The organism is Fusibacter tunisiensis, assembly GCF_016908355.1.
Lineage (GTDB): Bacteria > Bacillota > Clostridia > Peptostreptococcales > Acidaminobacteraceae > Fusibacter_D > Fusibacter_D tunisiensis.
This window is the reverse complement of record NZ_JAFBDT010000003.1, coordinates 116,211-135,836: the sequence shown is the minus strand read 5'-3', so window position 1 is coordinate 135,836 and position 19,626 is coordinate 116,211. Positions and strand designations below refer to the sequence as shown.

The following is a 19,626-nucleotide window of genomic DNA, read 5'->3' as shown; positions in this document are numbered from 1 at the left end:
CAATTATGTATACTTACCCAAGTACTCGGAAAGAAGATGTTAAAGAAATTCATTTTGGTCAGCAGGTGGAAGATCCATATAGATGGATGGAAGACGACTCTGACCCTGATTTAAAAGACTGGATAAAAGCACAAAACGCCCTGACAGAATCCGTTCTTTCACAAATGCCAGGTCGGGCAAATATTAAGACCAGACTTAAAGAACTCTACAATTATGAGAAATTTGGTGGTGTTCGGCGAATTGGCGACTCTATCGTTTTTAGTATGAATTCAGGGCTTCAAAGTCAATACGTTTACTATATCCAAAAAGGCCTTCAGGGCAAACCGGAAATTCTACTTGACCCCAATACCCTATCAGATGATGGTACTGTAGCCGTTACCCTTAATGGTGCTTCTAAAGACCACCGTTACCTTGCCTGCCTTAAATCAGAATCAGGCTCTGACTGGCAGGAAATCATAATTTTAGATTTGGAAAATAAACAGCCTTTAAAAGATACCATAAAAAATGTTAAGTTCACACTTGTCTCTTGGCTTAATGATGGGTTCTATTACTCCAGCTACGAAAAACCAGAAACTGGCAAAGAACTTTCCGCCAAAAACGAAAACATGAAAATCTACTACCATAAATTAGGGACTGACCAGTCTAAAGACAAACTCATTTTTGAAGATCCTAAGCACCCATTGCGCTATAGCAGCCTTACTGTATCAAAGGACACTAAAAATCTCATACTAACGCTCTCCGAAGGCACATATGGCAACGAGATTCGAATTAAACCCGCACAAGAAACCGGACCTTTCAAAACACTATTTACAGGATTTAACTATGAATACGATTATCTAGGTGAATCGGATGAATGGCTATACTTCCTCACAGATGACAAGGCTTTTAGAAAAAAAATTATTCAAATCAATCCAAACACATTAGAGCAAAAAGATTTTATAGCAGAAGGCGCACTCAACCTGCAAAATGCATGGAAATTTGGAGATCTTTTTGTTCTGATCTATCTTGAGGATGTTGTTTCAAAAGTTATTTTAATGGATGCAAAGGGAAATCCTAAAACAGAATGGGCACTGCCTGGAATTGGAATGGTCTATGACATGAGTGCATCAGATGACTCTGAAGAAATACTTTTCACTTATGGCTCATTTGTATCACCACTTGCATTAATGGCCTTCAACAAAAAAACATATGAAATAACCCCCTTTAAAACATCGACACTCACTTATGATGTAAATGCCTTAACAACAACACAAATATTCTGCACCAGCAAAGATGGAACTCAAGTGCCCGTATTTTTAACACATAAAAAAGATATGAAACTCAACGGAAAAAACCCCACATTACTTTATGCTTATGGTGGCTTTAACATATCACTTCCACCTGCCTATAACCCTGCCAACATATATCTAATTGAACAAGGGGGAATTTATGCACAAGCCAATATTCGAGGTGGCTCAGAATACGGTGAAGGGTGGCACAGAGATGGCATGCGCCATAAAAAACAAAATGTTTTCGATGATTTCATTGCCGTTGCAGAAACACTCATTGAAAAAAAATACACCTCTAGTGCCAAACTCTCCATACAAGGTGGCTCTAATGGCGGCCTTTTAATGGGCGCTGTAGTCAACCAAAGGCCTGATCTTTTTAAAGCCGTTTTCCCTCAAGTTGGGGTAATGGATATGCTCAGATACCACAAATTTACCATTGGTTGGGGATGGGTGGTAGAATATGGAAACCCTGAAGAAGAAGCCGACTTCAAGACAGTATATGCCTATTCACCACTGCATAACATTGAAGCAAAAGACTATCCAGCCATTATGGTCATGACTGCTGACCACGATGATCGAGTCGTTCCAGCGCATTCATTTAAATACATTTCAACTTTGCAGGCAAAAAACACCAGCGATGCCCCTATGCTCATTCGAATTGACGAAAAAGCAGGACATGGCGCTGGCAAATCTATCGAAAAAATTATTGATGAACAAACGGACAAATTTACATTTATGGGCATTTAAATAAAACGCGTCAAACTGAATTCAATTGCTTCAGCTTGGCGCGTTTCTTTTATGTTTAAAGACTGTATTTTTATATGCATCACTATAAAGCACTTCAAATCCCAGTATAGATGCAATTTTCGCCATCGTTCTGGGGGTGTAAAAAGAAATATGACTCGGGTCCCTTCTATAATGCCAGTTCCAAAAAACCGAATCCTCTACAGGATGAAATTGTGTCATAATTGCCAGAATGCCATCTGCCTTCAAAGAATCCTTAAATACCTTAAAATAGTTAAGTGGGTCATCTAAGTGCTCCACCACTTCTGTAGATGTAATTAGGTCATACTGTTTGCCCACATAGACGCGCTCACTGGCAAAAAATTTATCATATACATCCATGTCAAAATCATAATCTCTTTCAAGTAGTGTTGCAAGTACAGGTTCAGGCCCGCTTCCAAAATCAAGACCCGTTTTGCCCTCTCCAATAAAATTCATAATCGTTTCTTCAATAAAAGTTTTAAAATACGCCACGTATCTTAAATCCGTCACAGAATTATTATGACTTCCATAGCGTTCGAGTTCCTGACGCTCATTTAAATAAAACTTCGAATCTAACGAAATAAACTCACAAACTGGACACACATAATAGACACTTCCCTCTTTTGGATGTGTAGAAATTCTTGTTCCACTGTTGCATATTTTACACTTAACGGACATAATAGCCTTCCCATTTTTTATTTCAATGATAAGAAATACATAATATACAAAAATGAGGTTGATTTCAAGTCTCTTTACGCTAAAAATTTTATATATTGATTCTTAGATGCCAAATAAACGCCGAATGACGTGTGAGTGTTGTCGCACACCGTTTCATCATAAAATCCAAATTTTACATAAATGGGTTTTCCAATAAATTCTGAAAAGTTTTCCAAAAATACATGTTCATCCTGGTGTGTATAAATCATCACCTCAAGACCTCTTTCTAAGGCGCCCTTCACCAGAATTCTTAAATCATCAGGCTGTTCTGTCCATTCTAATCCAGAAAAAATAACGCCTTGATTTAAACCATTTTCACAAACCCGATTTAAAATCTCACCGGCTGTGTTTACTTGTGCCATTGCATCTGTTTTCAAATGCTCATTTATACAATTAGGACACGCCCTATGACAGGCATTTGCGATGACAATTGCCCCTATAAAGGGTGCATCGTTTAATACATTGTGTACAATCCCCTTATAACGTATAGGTGTTTGCAAAGATATTTTCATAAGAGACTCCAATCTGTCTACGATCTTTGTATTCTGCTTTTTTACCATCATTAAATCGGCTTATTGGACGAATATACCCTGTTACACGCTGATATTTTTCCACCGACGCCCCACACTTGGGGCAAACATCGTAGGCACCATGAATAAACCCATGAGTTTTGCAAATACTATAGACAGGAGATAAAGACGTGTAAGGCGCTTCAAAGTTCTCAGTTACATACTTTACAATTGCCTTTGCCTTTTCTCCTGAAACGGATGTTTCCAAATAATTATGGATAACCGTCCCGCCGGTGTGGAGAGCCTGAAGTTTATGCTGATGTTCATAGAGCGAATGAATATCCGTCACTTTATGAACAGGGACATGACAGCTGTTTGTGTAATATGGAACTGAATCCCCTTGCGTTTTAATCTCTTTATAAAGCATTTTATCACGGCTAGCAAGCTTGTAAGCTGTACTTTCAGCTGGCGTAGCTTCAAGATTGAAAAGATCTCCTGTTTCTTCCTGAAAATCTTGAATTTTATGACGCATGTACATCAAAACCTCATAAGTGAGTGCGTGCCCTTCTTCAGAGAGAATATCTTTTCCAATTAAATTTTCACACATTTCATTGGCACCCACATATCCAATTGTACTAAAATGATTTTCAAGTCCACCAATATATTCCATAAACGCAGGCAATAACCCACGATCCAATTGTTCCTTTAAAAATTTTCGCTTAAGAATCAAAGAATCTTTAGCCAGTTCCATATTTCGGTCCAGAATCTCAAAAAAAGCCTCTTTATGGTCTGCTTCATAGGCATATCTTGGCAGATTTAGTGTCACGACCCCAATTGAGCCCGTTTTTTCTCCGGAACCAAATAGCCCGCCATTTCGTTTAACAAGTTCGCGTTTATCAAGTCGAAGTCTGCAGCACATGCTTCTAGCATCTTCTGGGTTCATGTCAGAGTTAATGAAATTCGCAAAATACGGAATGCCATATTTCCCAGTCATTTCCCAAAGCAAGGCGTCTGTTTCCCTGTTCCAGTCAAAAGCCTTGTGTATATTGTAGGTAGGGATAGGATAACTATGAACAGCACCGTTTGAATCCCCTTCCAACATCACTTCATAAAAGGCCTTATTAATAAGATCCATTTCTTTTTGACAGGCTTCATACGTATAAGTCATAAATTTCCCACCAACTACAGCGGGTTTTACTTTCATGTCCTCAGGCACCATGAGATCAAAAGTTAAGTTGGAAAATGCAGGTTCTGCACCACCTCTACTATTGGAGTTGATCTGAAAAATAAAACTTTGCATCACTTGCTTTACTTCTTCATAAGACAAAGCGTCTTCTTTTACAAAGGGGGCTGTTAAAGTGTCAAAGGAACTAAAGGCAACAGCACCTGCTATCTCATTTTGGAAAACGGTTGTAAGATTTGCTATCTGAGCAAGTAAACTGCTAAAATGCTTAGCAGGTTTCGAACTTGGGATATTACTAACCCCCTTTACCCCCTTGTTGATGACATCCATCAAAGAATAACCGCAACAATACACGGTTAACGACCCTAAATCATGAATGTGAAAATCTCCATTCTTATAGGCATTTGAAATGTTTGCAGGATAAACGCGGTGTAACCAGTAGTCTCTAGATTGCATTTCAGAAATATACTTGTTAAGGGCACCAAAACTATAATGGGCATTGGAATTTTCTGTCACACGCCAATCGCTTCGGTCCATATATTCATCAATCTTATTGATATAGTGATCAATGCCCAGGCGTTTTTTCGCATGTTCTTCTCTATAGAGGATGTAAGCCTTCGCCACTTCATAGTAACCGCTTTTCATGAGCGTCTCTTCCACTGCATCTTGAATTTCTTCAATATGGACAGAATAACGATTTAACTTTTGCTCAACGCCATCTACCAAGGCCTTTATATCTGACTTTGGACTGATTTTTGTTTCCACAAATGCTTTTGTCATAGCTGCAGCAATTTTATCGGCACAGTAAGCCTCAACTTGCCCTTCTCGTTTAACAACCTTTTGAATCATGTTTTGCTCCTTTCATAAACCTTGATACGTGGGCAAAAAAAAGACGCTACCCACCGGTAGCGTTCAACAAACGAAAAAATTCATTTTCATTCTTCCCACCGAAGACTGAGTGCACATCTACAGGCAGGTATCCTGACTCGTGATCATTTTACTGGCTGCCCTTCCCATTTTTCAACAGTGGTTTACAGCGGTCATCACACTTACAGTAGCGGGGGCTGTGGAAGACTTTCACTTCCTTCCCTTTTAACAAAAGACCTGTAGACACAATATAAAGTATAACTTATTTTACATCACACAACATATGGTTGTCAACAGAATATACTGCATGGTTTCACTCTTATTTGGGTATGTAGTTTAAAAAGAATCAAGGAGGTTCATATGAAACTGCCTAAAAAGGTTTATCTGAAGGAATTATCGGACCTGCAAAAAGAATTGGTCAAACTCCAAGAATGGGTCGTTCACACAGGCCTAAAAGTTGTGGTGATTTTTGAGGGTCGGGATGCCGCAGGAAAGGGCGGCGCTATCAAACGCATTACAGAAAGTCTAAACCCTAGAACTTGTCGCGTTGTTGCTCTACCAAAACCCACTGAGAAAGAAGTTTCACAGTGGTATTTCCAGCGTTATGTTGCACATCTGCCAAGTTCAGGCGAAATGGTTCTTTTTGACAGAAGTTGGTACAACCGAGCAGGTGTAGAACGCGTTATGGGGTTTTGTACAGATGATGAATACTGGGAATTTCTTAAGTCTGTTCCAGAATTTGAAGATATGCTGATTCGATCTGGCATTACACTGATTAAATACTGGTTTTCTGTTAGTGATGAGGAGCAAGAAAAAAGATTTCAAGACCGGATCAACGATGAAACTAAAAATTGGAAGTTAAGTGAAATGGATTTAGAAGCTAGATCCAGATGGGTTGAGTATTCCAAGGCTAAAGATGTTATGTTTCAATACACAGACACCAAAACTTCACCATGGTATGTTATAGAATCAGATATCAAACGAAATGCGCGAATCAACTGTATTTCACATCTCCTCTCAAAAATTCCATATGAAGACATAGAAAATAAAAAACTCATTTTGCCAGAAAGACAAGAGAATTCAGGCTATGTAAGGCCACCAATCGATTCAATGACGTATGTGCCTGATGTTGCTTCAAAACTTGCAAAGATAACCCAAAGCAAAAAATAAATCTGTTATAATATAGTAAAGTCTAAATACAAGGAGTTTCATTATGAGAACAAACAAAGATCGTGTCATCATGCACAGCGTCATGGGTAAAGTATCCCATCCAAAATTTGGGGGTTACCGCGTTGATACGGATGGAAAGCCCTATGTAATTCCCGGTACAGGTGCCATTAATTATAATGTTAAAGTTGGTGACTCTGTTTATGGCTGGGCTGGAGACCATATCGAACCTGGTGTCACCATAAAAAATGAAGATGGGCCTTCAAATCATGCCCTTAACGTTTTTGCTTGTGCAGGCAATCAAGCTAAAATTGTCACTGGAGATGCCAAAGGCGCTATTGGCTATGTCTTAGGCTCACATGGTGGTGTGGACCACGTTATGGTCCAGTTTGACCAAGATACCTTAGAACAAATGACAACAGATGATAAAATTCTAATCAAAGGATTCGGTCAAGGTTTTGAACTCTTAGACTACCCTGAAATAAAGATGATGAGTTTAGACCCAACTATTTTTGAAAAAATGGGCGTCAAAGAAATAGATGGTAAGCTAAGTGTCCCAGTTACAGCAAAAATCCCACATGGTTTAATGGGCTCTGGCGTTGGCGCACCGTATTCACAAGCTGGAGACTATGACCTGATCACATCAGATATGACTGAAATCAAGCGATTGGGATTGAATTCTCTAAGATTTGGTGATTTTGTTCTAATTGAAAACACAGATTGCTCATACGGTCTCGGTGGTTACCTTGAAGGTGCTGTTTCCATTGGAATCATTGTTCACTCTGATTGTATTAAGAACGGGCATGGACCTGGTATATCAATCTTGATGACCACAAAAAAACCTCTAATTGAAGGACGAATTGATCTAAATGCCAATTTGGCCCATTATATGAAATAAAAATCCAAAAAAGCCAAGCCCACAGGAAGAGATATCCCGTAGGCTTGGCTTTTTCTCTATTTATTGCAGTTTTACACCTTTGATTTCAGCAGGTAGGGTTCCCTTGTAATAAAGCTCACCATTCTCAACACGTAATTCTTCAATTGATATACCATTAACTTCACTTAAAAGACCATTCACAAACCGTAAAGTTTCTGACTCTACACGGTCAATAACCGATTGACTCATTACCACTTGGCCAACCTTAAGAGATGATATGTTTAGAGTCACTGAATTATTCGAATCCTTCACTAAAGTTCCCGAAGCATAGACAGGTTTATTGGCAGCAATCCCACTTATAAAATTTACGATGGTATCTGTAACGCTACCAACTGAAGCAACTGGAGAGCCCATATAATTTGTTATAAGACCAAGATCCGATTGAGAGAGTATATTTTCTTCTTCTAGAAAATCAATAATCGCATCGGTTAACTTAAAACTAATTTCACCTTCATTATTTCCATTAAACGCCACTCTAAAATCTTTTATAGGTCCTCCATTGGCATTGGCCTTGTCAATCAATGCGCTCATTTCCGAATTTGTAAAACTGACATCAACTGCATTTGTTCCACTTACAGTAAAATCCCCTTTTGCCAATGTTAAAAGATTAATTTCTTCAACTGTTTCAACTTGAATCTGAGTTTTATCCAGTGCTGTTTCAAAATCATTTTCCGTCCACACTACGTCTACTTTCTCACCTGTGCTAATCATAACATAGGCGCCCCCAGCCACAATTACAATTAAAAACAAAATGATTAACAGTACTTTTTTCATCACAATCCCCCCTTTTTAGAATACTTTATGTTAATAATACCCAAAAATCATTTGCAAGTCACTAATAATTAAAATGAGGCTGAAATCAAATTGATTTCAGCCTCATCTTCCTATCATTCAGTTACAGATTTCAAGCAGTAGTCCTCTGTATCAATTGGTTGTAAAGTTTTATCTGGTAATCCTTCAATAAATTCCTTTAGCGGCACATAATAGTTGATATATGTGTCTTCAAAATTTGCATCTGCTGAATCGCGTACCTTTTCAAATTCCAAATAATTGTCTTTGCCTAAAGCTGTAAAACTATTGGTTGAAACGGTATATTTCTTTTCTAAATCAATAGGTGCCCAAACGCTTTCATGGTCTTTGACCTCAACATTCTGAATAACTTTACCCTCTTCTTCACTTAAGAAGACATCGTATCTAAGGTTTGCCGAAGCAGGAAATGCACCTGTTGAGCCCGAATTAAGGGCATAATATGCCGATTGATTCAAGACATTTACAATTTCTTGCCCGGTCATATCCATCATCACAACTGTGTTTGAAAAAGGAAGTGTTGTGATTGCTTGATTAACAGTAAAGTCACCTTCATAGAAAGCGCTTCTAACACCACCAACATTTTGAATTGCAACATCAATTCTAGGATTTGCATTTGCAAAGGCTTTTGCAACAACATAGCCTGCATAACTTCCTGTTGGTGTTTCGCCATTTTCAAAAGGTGTTGGAATACGATCCGCGCTCATATTTGTTGAAATCTTACCAATAACAGTTTCCATAGAAGCTTGCATCTCTTCTTTATAGGGGCTGATAATAGCTTCCACAGTTTCAGAAACTTTTGCTTTTGTTAAAATTGGAGAAGACTCAATCACTTGCTCTATACTTTCCAAAGTTGTGGCGTCCACTTCAACTTGATTGCCTTCGCTATCTTTTTGTAAAAATGGACCTGCAACTGGTATAATTATATTTCCATCAATTGCTTTAACAGTACCATCCTTGGTAAATTCAACATCCATTTTTCCCAATCCATGTGCGTATTCCCATGCGGTAACAATATAAACTGGGTTGCCATCACTGCTTTCTACAACTGTTGGGTACTCACCAATGGTAGGATTTTCTTCATAATTACCATGTTCATATCCCGCAAATGGGCCTGTTTGACCGTAATAGTCCTGTGCCAACCCAGCTTCATTCAATTCAGTTTCATCGCCCAACAAGTCATGCGTATCGCCACCAATTATAATGTCTACACCAGGTACATTTTCAGCCAGCAAAAAATCATTATAATAGCCAACATGACTTAAAAGAATAATCTTATTGACACCTTGTTCTTCTAACTCTGCAACGTATTTTTGTGCCGTTTCGATTTCCTCTGTAAACATCAAATCATCAGACGCCAACGAAGAGCTTTTAGTTTTTTCAACTTTCAAAATTCCGATAATACCTATCTTTTCGCCATCAATTTCTTGAATTGTATAAGGCTTTATTCTGTCTTTTACAGCATATAAAGGACTGTTTTCGTTTGGCTGTACATTTGAAGAAATAATTGGGAATTCTGTCATTTCAATGAGTTCAGCAAGACGTCCATCCCCTTCATCAAACTCATGATTTCCAAGAGCATAAGCATCAATTCCCAAAGCATTAAAAACTTTGAAATCTACCTCACCTTTAAACAAAGAAAAATAAAGTGTTCCATTTAATTCCCCATTGTTTAAAACAATTGTATTGTCATTACGGTGTTCTTCAATAACAGTGGCAATACTGGAAAATCCACCAATATTTACCCGAGTTGGAACACCATTAAAAGTCAAATCATAGGGGGAACTTTCCAAATGGCTGTGGTGATCATTGGTGTGTAAAATTCTAACCGAGACGGTTTCATCCTCTGGTCCAGGAATTTGGAGTTCATCACCTGCATAAATCATGTGAGGGTTCTCAAGTTCATTAAACTCAGCTAAATCTTCCCACATCATGTCATAATCCTGAGCAATACGCCATAAAACGTCTCCGGGTTGGATTACATAAGTCTGTGCTTCTGCTGCCGAAAGATTAAATGGCACCAACTGTGCAACAATTACAATACCTGCCAATAAACCAATTAACTTGTTTTTCACTTTTAAGCCACCCTTTCTTTAGTAAGACTTATACTCATGCTAGCAAAAACATACTTTCACTGCTAGATGAGGTGTGTTACTTTCATGTGAATACCCAGTAAAATTATATTTACACTTATCTTACTTTCAAAATTCGATTGCCGATTATAATAAGCCCTCCAATTCCCAAAAACATAATCTGTAAAGAAAATTGATCGGCTACCCATCCTAAAATTGGTGCTAGGGTAACCACCAGTAGAGAACGTAACTGACTTTCAATAGATAAAACCGTCGCCCGTTGGTCTTTTTTCATATAATCACTTGAAAAATCTACAAAAACAGGCTTGCGGGAGTCTTTCATCACGTAGAGACTAAAAAAGACAAGTATTGTCATAATCAAATAGTCTTGATTAAGCGCAAAGGCTAATAGTACAAGTGCAACCCCCATCAGATCATACATTCTATTAAAGACACTTGATGGACTATATCTTTGAGTCAAACGGTACACATTTCTTGATGCCAGCGCGCTGAAAATGTAAAAAACACCATAAACAAGTCCTAAATAGACTGTTAATTGGTCACCCACTGAATCGCTTCCAATTTTCGTGATTCCAATGGCAGTTATTAGGCTCACCAAAACAGGCTGAATATAGTCTTTAAGGGTCTTGAAAACACCATCAAAGGTGGCTGAACTGATGACAATTTTCATCAACCCACTTTCAGAAAAAATAGTTTTAATAGCATTTAGACTTTCTTTATAAAATGATTTCACAGATGTAACCGATTCTGTCTTCTCATCAAGTGCACTTGGATAACTCAAAACCAACATGAAATCAATAAGATAAGGCAATAAACTTATTAAAAACACCCACCTTATGGACGGTAGATTCAAAACCATCAAAATTGATATAAAAGCAGATAAAGATGATCCCAGTAAGGAATACGCACGTGTTCTTCCATAAACAAATCCCTTATGTGTATACCAATTTTTGTGTTCTAAATAAGATAAAATTAGAGCTTTATGAGACCCTGACCGAAAAGCTTCCCCCAGTCCAAAAAATATCATGGCCACAATTAAAATGCTAAAATTAAGACTCCAAAAGAAAAAAACAAAAGAAATCATATAGAAAACAAAGCACATAAGCAGGACCTTTTTCTTGCCGAATTGATCTGCCATGATGCCACTTGGCACTTCAAAAATATAAGTAATCGCCTCTCTAATTGAATATAGAATCCCTATTTGAAAGAGGCTATATCCCAGTCCCATTAAAAAAAACACCAAATAGGGCTCAAAAAATCTTAAATTTTTAAAGAATCCATAGAAATTAAACTTGGTAATCTGTTTGTCTTTTTTTATGACACCATATATATCCATTTTATCACCTGCTTTTCTACTACATCGACTTAAAACCCCCAAAATCAGCATGACTAAATTTTAATTATGACACTTAATCTTCATTATACCCTTTTAAATTAGCAATCTAAACGAGATTTTAGTATAATTAACATAAATTATACACGTTTAAATACGCAATAAAAGGAGCTTACCATGTCAAAAGTAATCATCGCTGAAAAACCATCTGTAGCCAGAAATATAGCAGATGCACTTAAGATTAAAACCAGACGTGATGGCTTTTTAGAAGGGCCTGACTATATCATCACCTGGGCCTACGGACATCTTTTGGAACTCTATGATGCAAAAGATTACGATTCAGATATGGCCAGTTGGAAAATGGACAACTTTCCATTTATTCCTGATACTTTTAAATACAAGTCAAAAGAGGATGCCTTAAAGCAATTGGAAGTGATAAGAACATTAATATCACGTGCGGATGTAGATGGCATTATTTCTGCATGTGACTATGACCGAGAAGGTCAAATCATAGGCGATATAACCATTGAACATACAAATTCAGGCAAACCTGTTGAACGATTGCTCCTAAATGAATGGACCCCTGATGAAGTTTTAAATGGGATGTCCAAACTTATCTCCAATGAAAAAATGACCCCTCTTAGAGATGCAGGTGTCAGTAGGCAATGGGCGGATTGGTTAATTGGAATCAATCTTACTTCAGTTGCAACCCTTAAATACCAAAGAGGCTTCGGTAAAGCCCTTAATGTAGGGCGTGTTTTGCTGCCAACGCTTAAAATCATCTATGACAGAGACCTTGAAATTGAAAACTTCAAAAGTGATGCCTATTATCGGATGCTTGGCCAATTCAAATCAACTGAGGGGGAAACCTATGACGGCATCTATACAACAGAAGAAGGGGATAAGTTTGAAGATGTAACTGCTCTTAAAACCCTCAAAGAATCGTTCACAGGTGCAAAGGCTATCGTGTCGGATCAGGCTGTGGAGAACAAACGAGAGTACCCCCCAAGCCTATTCAATCTTTCAGGACTTCAAGGTTATGTTACCAGTAAAAATAAGGGCTGGACTTCTGATAAAGTGCTAAAAGTGGCACAAAGTCTCTATGAGAAAAAACTCATAACCTACCCCAGAACAGCAAGTTTGGCACTTGAAGACACTCTAAAAGAAAAAACTCAAAAAGTTCTGGCCATTCATCAAAAAGGTCTGCCATATGCACATGAAATTCAGTTTCACACGCAAAAAAGAGTTTTTGACAATACAAAAGTAGAAAGCCATAGTGCCATTATCCCAACTTATCTTATTGGAAAAGGGCTCTCTAACGATGAAAAAGTGGTCTATGAAGCCGTTAAGAATCGATTTATTATGCAATTTATGCCCATTGCCGAGCACGATGAAGTCACTGTGAAAACATTGGTAAAAGACTCTAAATTCATAACAAAAGGTAGGATTCAACGTATCGAAGGCTGGCGACAAGTTGAAAAAATTAAAAGCAAAGAAGTTCTTTTGCCCAATCTTGTAAAAGGAGATTCTGTAACCCCTATAGGATTCAAGATTGACAAAAAAACCACGAACCCACCCAAAAGACATACTGAAAAAACCTTGCTTCGTGTTATGGAAACCTGCGGTCGCAATTATAAACCTACCGATGATTCTACCGGCGAAATGGACAGTGAAATGATTGAATCTATCCTCAGTGGATTTAGCATTGGAACGCCTGCTACAAGAGCTGAAACCATAACCAAACTCAAACGGGTTGGTTATATAGAAGCCAAAGGAAAATCCCTCACCTGTACAGAAATGGGCCGTAAAATGGTGGAACTCTTTCCAGTTCAATCCCTATTTGATTTGGAGTACACGGGACGGCTTGAAAAATCGCTTTCCGATATAGGCAAAAATACCATCAGCAAAGATGACTTCATGAAAACCATAACAGATTTTACAAAAGACGCCGTCTACGCCATTAAAGAAGATGCTTTTCATGTCATTCAAGATTTAGAACAAAACAAAAAACAAACACGAGAATCTCTTGGTAAATGCCCTGTTTGCGGCTCTGATGTTGTTGAAGGTGAAAAGGGATTTGGATGCTCCAACTGGAAAAGTGGTTGTAAGTTTGTCGTCTGGAAAAACGACCGCTATCTTGAGGCACTCAAGGTAACGCCCAATAAAAATACAGTAAAAAAATTGCTTGAAACTGGTGAAGTATTCAGCAATCAATTTACCAATAAAAAAGGGGAAAAATTTTCAGCTTTCTTAACCTATAAAAAAAACACAAACAACGATTACTTTAGTTGGGAAATGTCTTTTTCCAGCAAAATCAAATAACCAGATAAAATTATAGTTATTTTTCATTTATCTTGTAAAAAATTTGTTTATCTTACCCCCTAATTGATTGGCCCATTTTTCCGTCCAATAGTCTTCGTAAGATTTCCCCAAGGACAAACCAGACCTGTATCTCCAGTTTGTAACAATGCTTCCACGATAAAATTGATACCTGTATATTTCATTAAATGGATTCAATTTATCTACTCCAAATATCGTCTTCCAGAAATATCTGTAACACTATCCATGTATGTCAATGGTTAATTTTATCCTTCTTTATTTTTATAACTTAATGCACATATTTTTTGTTTTTCGGGTATAAATGTCAATAACAAAAAATTCAAAAAGGTGGTGGTATCATGGGTGAAAAGGGTAGAACACCGAGAGATAGCGTCGTTGAAGAAGCGATTCTATATGAAAATGTTCCAATTTCGGACGAGAATTTTGGGGAGGATTTTGTGGTTGCAAGCGAAAACACTAGTACCGAATCTTTGCCCAAAAGAGTCCTGTTAGAAGAATTTTACGAGTACGATGATCCACTTGAGTCATTAGGAAACAGCACATCTAAGAGCCTTTATCCAGGTGGCATGAAGGGCGCACTTATTGCTTATTTAAAGCGCAATGCATTGGTCCTTACCATTTTATTAGCCTTATGGTTGATTGTTGGGGTGGACTATATGTATACCACTTATCGCATTCCTGTTATCGGGGGCATTCTCTCCTTCTTTAACCGAGAACCCCTAGGGTCATTTTTAAGGTACATTACTGCAACCAGAAGTGGTCCCATGAGTTATGCCGGTTTTATGAAGCCTACTTTTGCTGGCTATGTCGCCGCTTTCGTTGGAAAAACACTCTACATATTAACCTTAACCGGCCTATTGATTCCACTATTTACCAGTCTGTTTAAAAAGGATAAAACACTCACAATACCTTTTTCAAAAAACACAGGTCTATTTGTACGCGCCCTGACAGACATCAAGGAACAAATTAGCAACTGGAGCCTTGTCCTAATGGGATCAGGGTTTGCATTTATACTGAGTAATATAGTGACTCGAAATGGAAAAATTGACAAAAGTTTTATGCCCCTTCTTTTGGCTTTTGTTGTTTTTGCCGGATTGAGTGGCCCCTTACCAGCACTGATAGATTATATAACGCGCAAATTCTTAAGTTTGGTCCTGAAATTTGTGCCACATGGACTGGAAAACTCTTTTGAGAAAATGACCGTTTTAAAGATTGGCCTAATTTTAGGCTTTCTTGTGAGTATCCCAACTGGTCAATTTGCAGAACGGGCAAATTACACCATTGGAATTTTACTTTTAATTGTCGGTGCGGGACTTTCCCTCTTCTTTAAAAAGGAGTCGCCTCATGAGTTATCATAAACAGTATGATCCAAATGGATTTGTCTCTTATTTTAATACAGACAATGGGGATTATTACAGAAGTGGCATTCTCGATGATTTTGGAAACGACAGTGGTGTAGATCCATTTATGGCCGCATTTCCCCACTTATTAGACATTGGCATTATGGGGCACTGCCACCACGGACTCACCGGCAAATGTCGCCTTTCAGGTGTACAGTGCTATCAGATGGGCGGCTCAATCAAAGAGCCAAATATGCCACTGGACGCCTACAAATCAATTATTGATCAAAGTAAGGGAAAAGTTTACCAGGTGGCACTAGGTGGTAGAGGTGACCCGGAGATGCATGAATCTTTTGAAGAAATCTTAAGGATTACTCGAAACGCTGGCATTGTCCCGAATCTAACCACATCCGGATATGGACTTACAGAACGTCATGCGGATCTAATTGCAACTTACTGCGGGGCTGCTGCTGTAAGTTATTATAAAACCCCCTATATGACACGTGCCATTAAAATGCTATCATCACGCGGCCTGCCAACAAATCTGCATTTTGTACTCGGTGGCAATACTATTGATGAAGCGATTGAAATGCTCTCTGAAAATAAAATTCCTGAAGGCATTGACCGCGTCGTTTTCCTACTCCACAAACCTGTTGGCTATGGGGACCAGGAACGGGTTTTGAAACACGGCGATCCTCGTGTTGAAATTTTCTTTGATCTTTTAACACGCCCAGAAATTGCCGAAAGAACTGGGTTTGACAGTTGTTGCGTTCCGGGAATTGTAACATTTGCAAAAGCAGTTTCACCAGAAACCTTTGATGCGTGTGAATCCGGAAGATTTTCTGCCTATATAGGGCCCGATTCTGTTATGCGGCCTTGTAGCTTTGACCAGACAGGTAAGCACACTGTAGATTTAAAACATAAAACGCTTACGCAAGCATGGAACAGCCAAGTTTTTAACGGTTTTAGAAATCATGCCATGACAGCGTGTCCAGATTGTGACAGAAGAAGTCTCTGCATGGGCGGATGCCCAATTTGTCCGGAAATCAACTTATGTACAGATAGCCATCAAAATATGAGGGGGGAATCTTAATGAAAATACGAAAAGGTTTTGTAACCAACTCAAGTTCTACGAATTTTGGCACCATGCTTGTATCTTCTTTGGGCGCAGTGGGCATTTCATCCATAATCAACATGCTCAACATGGATTTTAAGGCTAAAAAGAAATCCTATGTACGACTTGTTGTTGAGGCGCCTAAATCCCGTTATGTATTGCCTGGAGACCCAGTACCCATTCGAGCACATGTGGTGAAAGTGGAAATTGAAGATGGGGTTATTCTTGGCGAGCCAACTGTTGTAGCCGATGCCACAATAACCTGCGTCACAGGGTGTAGTGTCGTCGAATCTTCTGGATCGGATCATTACATAACCACAAATGAAACTCTATTGGAAAAAGCTTCTGGCCAAATTCGGTTTGAAATTGCTGCACTTTACGAAGGGCAAGCTATGAAAGCAAACTTAGACTTCTCACTTGCCGCTTTTGATATCTCCCCTACAGAAGGTACTTTTGTAACCCTGTTAAAAAACGAAGAACCTCTTTCCATTAAGTGTAATGTTCCTGTTCAATTTGACTACGATTTTGATGCAAATTTAATTGAAATAGAGCGGACACTCGAAACTGACAGCAAAGTCGATTTAAACCTAATAGAAAACATCACTGAACCTGAAAAAATATTTAACAAGCATACATGCCGCGTTAAGAAGGACTACAAAATCAGGGCCAATATGAATGGGTACATCGCAGAAAAAGTCTATACTGCCTATTTCCTTAACGAAGGGATTCTCGTTCCAAAACAACTTAAAGAGCCTATTGTCATCAAATGTTACAAAGACGATGAGGCTGCAAAAAGAACCGACAAAGCTTTTGTTCTCCCAATAAAAGTAGTTACCTATGATAAAAAACTTAAAACCTTACAAACAAATGTTTCTCTAACAAATACGCTTCAATTTGAATTCCATGCAAGATCAAAGCAAGGACACCTCGACCCAGGTGTTGCGCAAAAGATTGTTGAAGATGCCGAAATCATAGCTGAGCTCCTTCCAGATGATGGGGCTGCAGACAGTAAAAAACCCTATGCACGATATAGAATTTATGCAAATGCACTTGCCGAAGCTGAACTGGATAAAATTGAGATTATGATTCGGATCATAAGCGATGGCGACAACATTGGAGAAATTCAACTTGATGGGTTACTCCTACCCCGCATAGACCTAAAAGGATTAATTCGTCAGTTTATTGAATATCCGCTTGGAACCTTGGCAGGAAAAAACATGATTCTAGGCAATATAGATACTTTTATGGAAGCGCTAGACTACTTATCCGATGTCGTTATGATAAAAAGTGGGAATCCACGGTACCATCCCGGCAAAAACATTATGTACCTTCGTGAGATTCCAGAAAGTCTAGACTCATATAAAGCCGTACAAACACTTTATCACGAATTGGTTCACGTTATCGAAGAAATGAACAGTGACACCAGCGGTACAGAAGCTTTTGATGAACGACATGCTTACTTTATGCAGTACATGAGTGATGTTGCTTTTAGCCTCGCGAAACTTGAACGTGGAACTGTTTCAGATATCCAAGCCACTATTGGAGAGGCAATTGATAAATATCATAGTATCTTCTTCAATTGGGCCAATTTAATTGTCAAAGCAAACGAAGGCGAAATTTTTAGTTGGTTTGGTTCCAGATGCTTAACACCGCACAAGCAGTTTGAAAATTACATGAATTTTCCCACTTTATGTGATACCAATTATATTTCAGACGATATGAAACAGACCATTGGAGATTTATTTGCCAAACATTATTTCCCTGGTAATATTATGGGGAGATGGAAGGAAAATGGTGGCTTATTTGATGGCACTATCTGGCGTATTTCTTGGAATAATGGCTTCCTTAATAAATTGACACCTGAAGTCAAAGGGTATACCTTTAAAGAAACATCAAGGCGATGGATTGGTGGCAGTGAAATGAAACTGGAAGTTAATTATTTTGTCATTCGTGAAAGTGATAAAGATGAAGATGATCTGACCGCTGTATTTGATGGTGGATCATTTCAACCAGACCAACCCAACTATCCAGACATCAAAACGCTTAAATTAACTTGGAAAGCCAACCGTACGCTTAGTGAGTGTATTTTGGGGGACCATCGCGATAAAGAATTAACTTTAAGTAGAATTTAAACAAAAGTCACACACGAAAAAGGAGCCCCTAAGAGGCTCCTTTTATAGTGTTCGTCTCTACTCTAAAACAACTGCTGTACCAGACGCAGTAACCATGAGCATGTTATTCGCTTGCCCAAGTACTTCATAATCAATATCAATTCCCACAACAGCATTGGCACCCATACGCTGTGCTCTTTCTCTGAGTTCTTTGAGAGCAGACTCTCTGGCATCTACCAATTCACCTTCATAGGACCCAGAACGTCCACCAAAGAAGTTGGTAAGCCCTGCTGCAAAATCCTTAATAAAGTCTACACCATTAATCACTTCTCCAAAAACGATGCCCTTATATTCAACAATCGTTCTGCCATCTACCGTTGGTGTTGTTGTTAAAATCATACCTTTTCCTCCATTCATTTGATATGAATTATCCTACCATATAGAGGTTAAAATTGAATTAAAGAAGGCTTTAATTTTTCTTTTTCAATCAAATCACATCAATCCGCAGCATAGATGCAACTATAGCGTGAATGCCAGCAAAAGGAATCATAAGAGGCGGTATAATTGCCCCCATCAACTCATACGAGACTGAACTTCGTTCGTCTGGTTTACCTTTCAATCGGCTGGTAATACCACTCCATGGTATGCCAAGTGCATTGCCCATCATTATAATCCGAATCGCTCCGAGAATCCCTAAAGCCTTAGAGGTCCCATACATGTCAAGAATTCGATCCCACGTTTCTTTCGAGGGGTTCCCTCGACTGTCTGCATAATGCTGAGCAAACATAATTGCCTGAATTTCATCACTCGGAACATCATCCAAAACGCCTTTCAGCATGTTCTGAATTTCTGCGTCTCCCATGCCAACTTCGAGTGCCATCTTTGTATGGGCGTATGAACAAATTGCACACCCATTAACCTCTGTGACTGCAATCATTATGCGTTCCACAAACTGGTTTGTTATTACGCCTTTTCGTTTAGACTTGGACAAATAAGGCGCAGTCCTTATCCCTTTATAGAGAATTTTATAGATCTCACCCAAAGTGTACAATTTTCTTCCAAAATACATGCTGTC

Annotated in this window: 15 protein-coding genes and 1 riboswitch; of the genes, 7 read left to right on the top strand and 8 right to left on the bottom strand. The window is 38.6% G+C overall.

Translation table 11 applies throughout. The features are described 5' to 3' along the window. Positions 1–5: 5 nt before the first annotated feature. Positions 6–2,015 carry a prolyl oligopeptidase family serine peptidase gene (locus JOC49_RS03275; RefSeq protein ID WP_204662269.1) on the top strand — a complete coding sequence of 670 codons (2,010 nt, stop codon included), beginning with the start codon at positions 6–8 and terminating at the stop codon, positions 2,013–2,015. Positions 2,016–2,045: 30 nt separating this feature from the next. Here JOC49_RS03275 and JOC49_RS03270 read toward each other — a convergent pair whose 3' ends face one another. The 3 genes from JOC49_RS03270 to JOC49_RS03260 form a co-directional block, all read right to left on the bottom strand. After that, positions 2,046–2,711 (bottom strand): class I SAM-dependent methyltransferase, encoded by a 666-nt coding sequence (locus JOC49_RS03270; RefSeq protein ID WP_204662267.1) that lies wholly within the window; start codon positions 2,709–2,711, stop codon positions 2,046–2,048. Positions 2,712–2,785: 74 nt separating this feature from the next. Beyond that, positions 2,786–3,262, bottom strand: coding sequence for a hypothetical protein (locus tag JOC49_RS03265; protein ID WP_204662264.1), 477 nt, complete (start codon positions 3,260–3,262; stop codon positions 2,786–2,788). Beyond that, complete coding sequence (locus JOC49_RS03260; RefSeq protein WP_204662262.1) at positions 3,228–5,291, bottom strand: ribonucleoside triphosphate reductase; 2,064 nt, start codon at positions 5,289–5,291, stop codon at positions 3,228–3,230. The genes JOC49_RS03265 and JOC49_RS03260 overlap by 35 nt, the downstream gene beginning before the upstream one ends. 105 nt (positions 5,292–5,396) lie before the next feature. Next, positions 5,397–5,565: riboswitch (cobalamin riboswitch) on the bottom strand. A 104-nt stretch (positions 5,566–5,669) separates the two neighbouring features. Here JOC49_RS03260 and ppk2 point away from each other — a divergent pair. Both ppk2 and JOC49_RS03250 read left to right on the top strand, forming a co-directional pair. Continuing rightward, complete coding sequence (ppk2, locus tag JOC49_RS03255) at positions 5,670–6,479, top strand: polyphosphate kinase 2 (protein WP_204662259.1); 810 nt, start codon at positions 5,670–5,672, stop codon at positions 6,477–6,479. A gap of 43 nt (positions 6,480–6,522) precedes the next feature. Further along, positions 6,523–7,374: a DUF4438 domain-containing protein gene (locus tag JOC49_RS03250; protein ID WP_204662256.1), complete on the top strand. Its 852-nt coding sequence runs from the start codon at positions 6,523–6,525 to the stop codon at positions 7,372–7,374. 60 nt (positions 7,375–7,434) lie between these two features. On the opposite strand, the gene JOC49_RS03245 is transcribed toward JOC49_RS03250, so the two are convergent. The 3 genes from JOC49_RS03245 to JOC49_RS03235 all read right to left on the bottom strand — a co-directional run bounded on the left by JOC49_RS03245 (position 7,435) and on the right by JOC49_RS03235 (position 11,700). After that, positions 7,435–8,187, bottom strand: coding sequence for a hypothetical protein (locus JOC49_RS03245; RefSeq protein ID WP_204662253.1), 753 nt, complete (start codon positions 8,185–8,187; stop codon positions 7,435–7,437). Between the two features lie 113 nt (positions 8,188–8,300). Then, positions 8,301–10,295: a 5'-nucleotidase C-terminal domain-containing protein gene (locus JOC49_RS03240; protein ID WP_204662250.1), complete on the bottom strand. Its 1,995-nt coding sequence runs from the start codon at positions 10,293–10,295 to the stop codon at positions 8,301–8,303. 115 nt (positions 10,296–10,410) lie between these two features. Beyond that, complete coding sequence (locus JOC49_RS03235) at positions 10,411–11,700, bottom strand: MFS transporter (RefSeq protein ID WP_204662247.1); 1,290 nt, start codon at positions 11,698–11,700, stop codon at positions 10,411–10,413. A gap of 123 nt (positions 11,701–11,823) precedes the next feature. On the opposite strand from JOC49_RS03235, the gene JOC49_RS03230 reads away from it, so the two are divergent. The 4 genes from JOC49_RS03230 (at position 11,824) to JOC49_RS03215 (ending at position 18,572) form a co-directional block, all read left to right on the top strand. Next, the gene (locus tag JOC49_RS03230) at positions 11,824–13,968 is read left to right on the top strand and encodes a type IA DNA topoisomerase (protein ID WP_204662243.1); all 2,145 of its coding nucleotides are present in this window, start codon (positions 11,824–11,826) and stop codon (positions 13,966–13,968) included. A gap of 356 nt (positions 13,969–14,324) precedes the next feature. Further along, complete coding sequence (locus JOC49_RS03225; RefSeq protein ID WP_204662240.1) at positions 14,325–15,344, top strand: hypothetical protein; 1,020 nt, start codon at positions 14,325–14,327, stop codon at positions 15,342–15,344. Then, complete coding sequence (locus JOC49_RS03220) at positions 15,331–16,419, top strand: radical SAM protein (protein ID WP_204662237.1); 1,089 nt, start codon at positions 15,331–15,333, stop codon at positions 16,417–16,419. Before JOC49_RS03225 ends, JOC49_RS03220 begins: the two co-directional genes overlap by 14 nt. Beyond that, positions 16,419–18,572, top strand: a complete 2,154-nt coding sequence (locus JOC49_RS03215; RefSeq protein WP_204662234.1) for a hypothetical protein — start codon at positions 16,419–16,421, stop codon at positions 18,570–18,572. Before JOC49_RS03220 ends, JOC49_RS03215 begins: the two co-directional genes overlap by 1 nt. A gap of 57 nt (positions 18,573–18,629) precedes the next feature. Here JOC49_RS03215 and JOC49_RS03210 read toward each other — a convergent pair whose 3' ends face one another. Then, on the bottom strand, positions 18,630–18,950 hold the full coding sequence (locus tag JOC49_RS03210) for a putative heavy metal-binding protein (protein WP_204662231.1): 321 nt from the start codon (positions 18,948–18,950) through the stop codon (positions 18,630–18,632). 88 nt (positions 18,951–19,038) lie between these two features. Then, positions 19,039–19,620, bottom strand: a complete 582-nt coding sequence (locus JOC49_RS03205; protein WP_204662228.1) for a carboxymuconolactone decarboxylase family protein — start codon at positions 19,618–19,620, stop codon at positions 19,039–19,041. Positions 19,621–19,626: the final 6 nt, after the last annotated feature.

Coding starts and splice junctions, on each gene's coding strand:
- JOC49_RS03270 (WP_204662267.1), bottom strand. CDS start 2,711: ATGTCCGTTAAGTGTAAAATATGCAACAGTGGAACAAGAATTTCTACA.
- ppk2 (WP_204662259.1), top strand. CDS start 5,670: ATGAAACTGCCTAAAAAGGTTTATCTGAAGGAATTATCGGACCTGCAA.
- JOC49_RS03235 (WP_204662247.1), bottom strand. CDS start 11,700: ATGCTGATTTTGGGGGTTTTAAGTCGATGTAGTAGAAAAGCAGGTGAT.
- JOC49_RS03210 (WP_204662231.1), bottom strand. CDS start 18,950: ATGATTTTAACAACAACACCAACGGTAGATGGCAGAACGATTGTTGAA.
- JOC49_RS03275 (WP_204662269.1), top strand. CDS start 6: ATGTATACTTACCCAAGTACTCGGAAAGAAGATGTTAAAGAAATTCAT.
- JOC49_RS03230 (WP_204662243.1), top strand. CDS start 11,824: ATGTCAAAAGTAATCATCGCTGAAAAACCATCTGTAGCCAGAAATATA.
- JOC49_RS03205 (WP_204662228.1), bottom strand. CDS start 19,620: ATGTATTTTGGAAGAAAATTGTACACTTTGGGTGAGATCTATAAAATT.
- JOC49_RS03250 (WP_204662256.1), top strand. CDS start 6,523: ATGAGAACAAACAAAGATCGTGTCATCATGCACAGCGTCATGGGTAAA.
- JOC49_RS03215 (WP_204662234.1), top strand. CDS start 16,419: ATGAAAATACGAAAAGGTTTTGTAACCAACTCAAGTTCTACGAATTTT.
- JOC49_RS03260 (WP_204662262.1), bottom strand. CDS start 5,291: ATGATTCAAAAGGTTGTTAAACGAGAAGGGCAAGTTGAGGCTTACTGT.
- JOC49_RS03265 (WP_204662264.1), bottom strand. CDS start 3,262: ATGAAAATATCTTTGCAAACACCTATACGTTATAAGGGGATTGTACAC.
- JOC49_RS03220 (WP_204662237.1), top strand. CDS start 15,331: ATGAGTTATCATAAACAGTATGATCCAAATGGATTTGTCTCTTATTTT.
- JOC49_RS03245 (WP_204662253.1), bottom strand. CDS start 8,187: ATGAAAAAAGTACTGTTAATCATTTTGTTTTTAATTGTAATTGTGGCT.
- JOC49_RS03225 (WP_204662240.1), top strand. CDS start 14,325: ATGGGTGAAAAGGGTAGAACACCGAGAGATAGCGTCGTTGAAGAAGCG.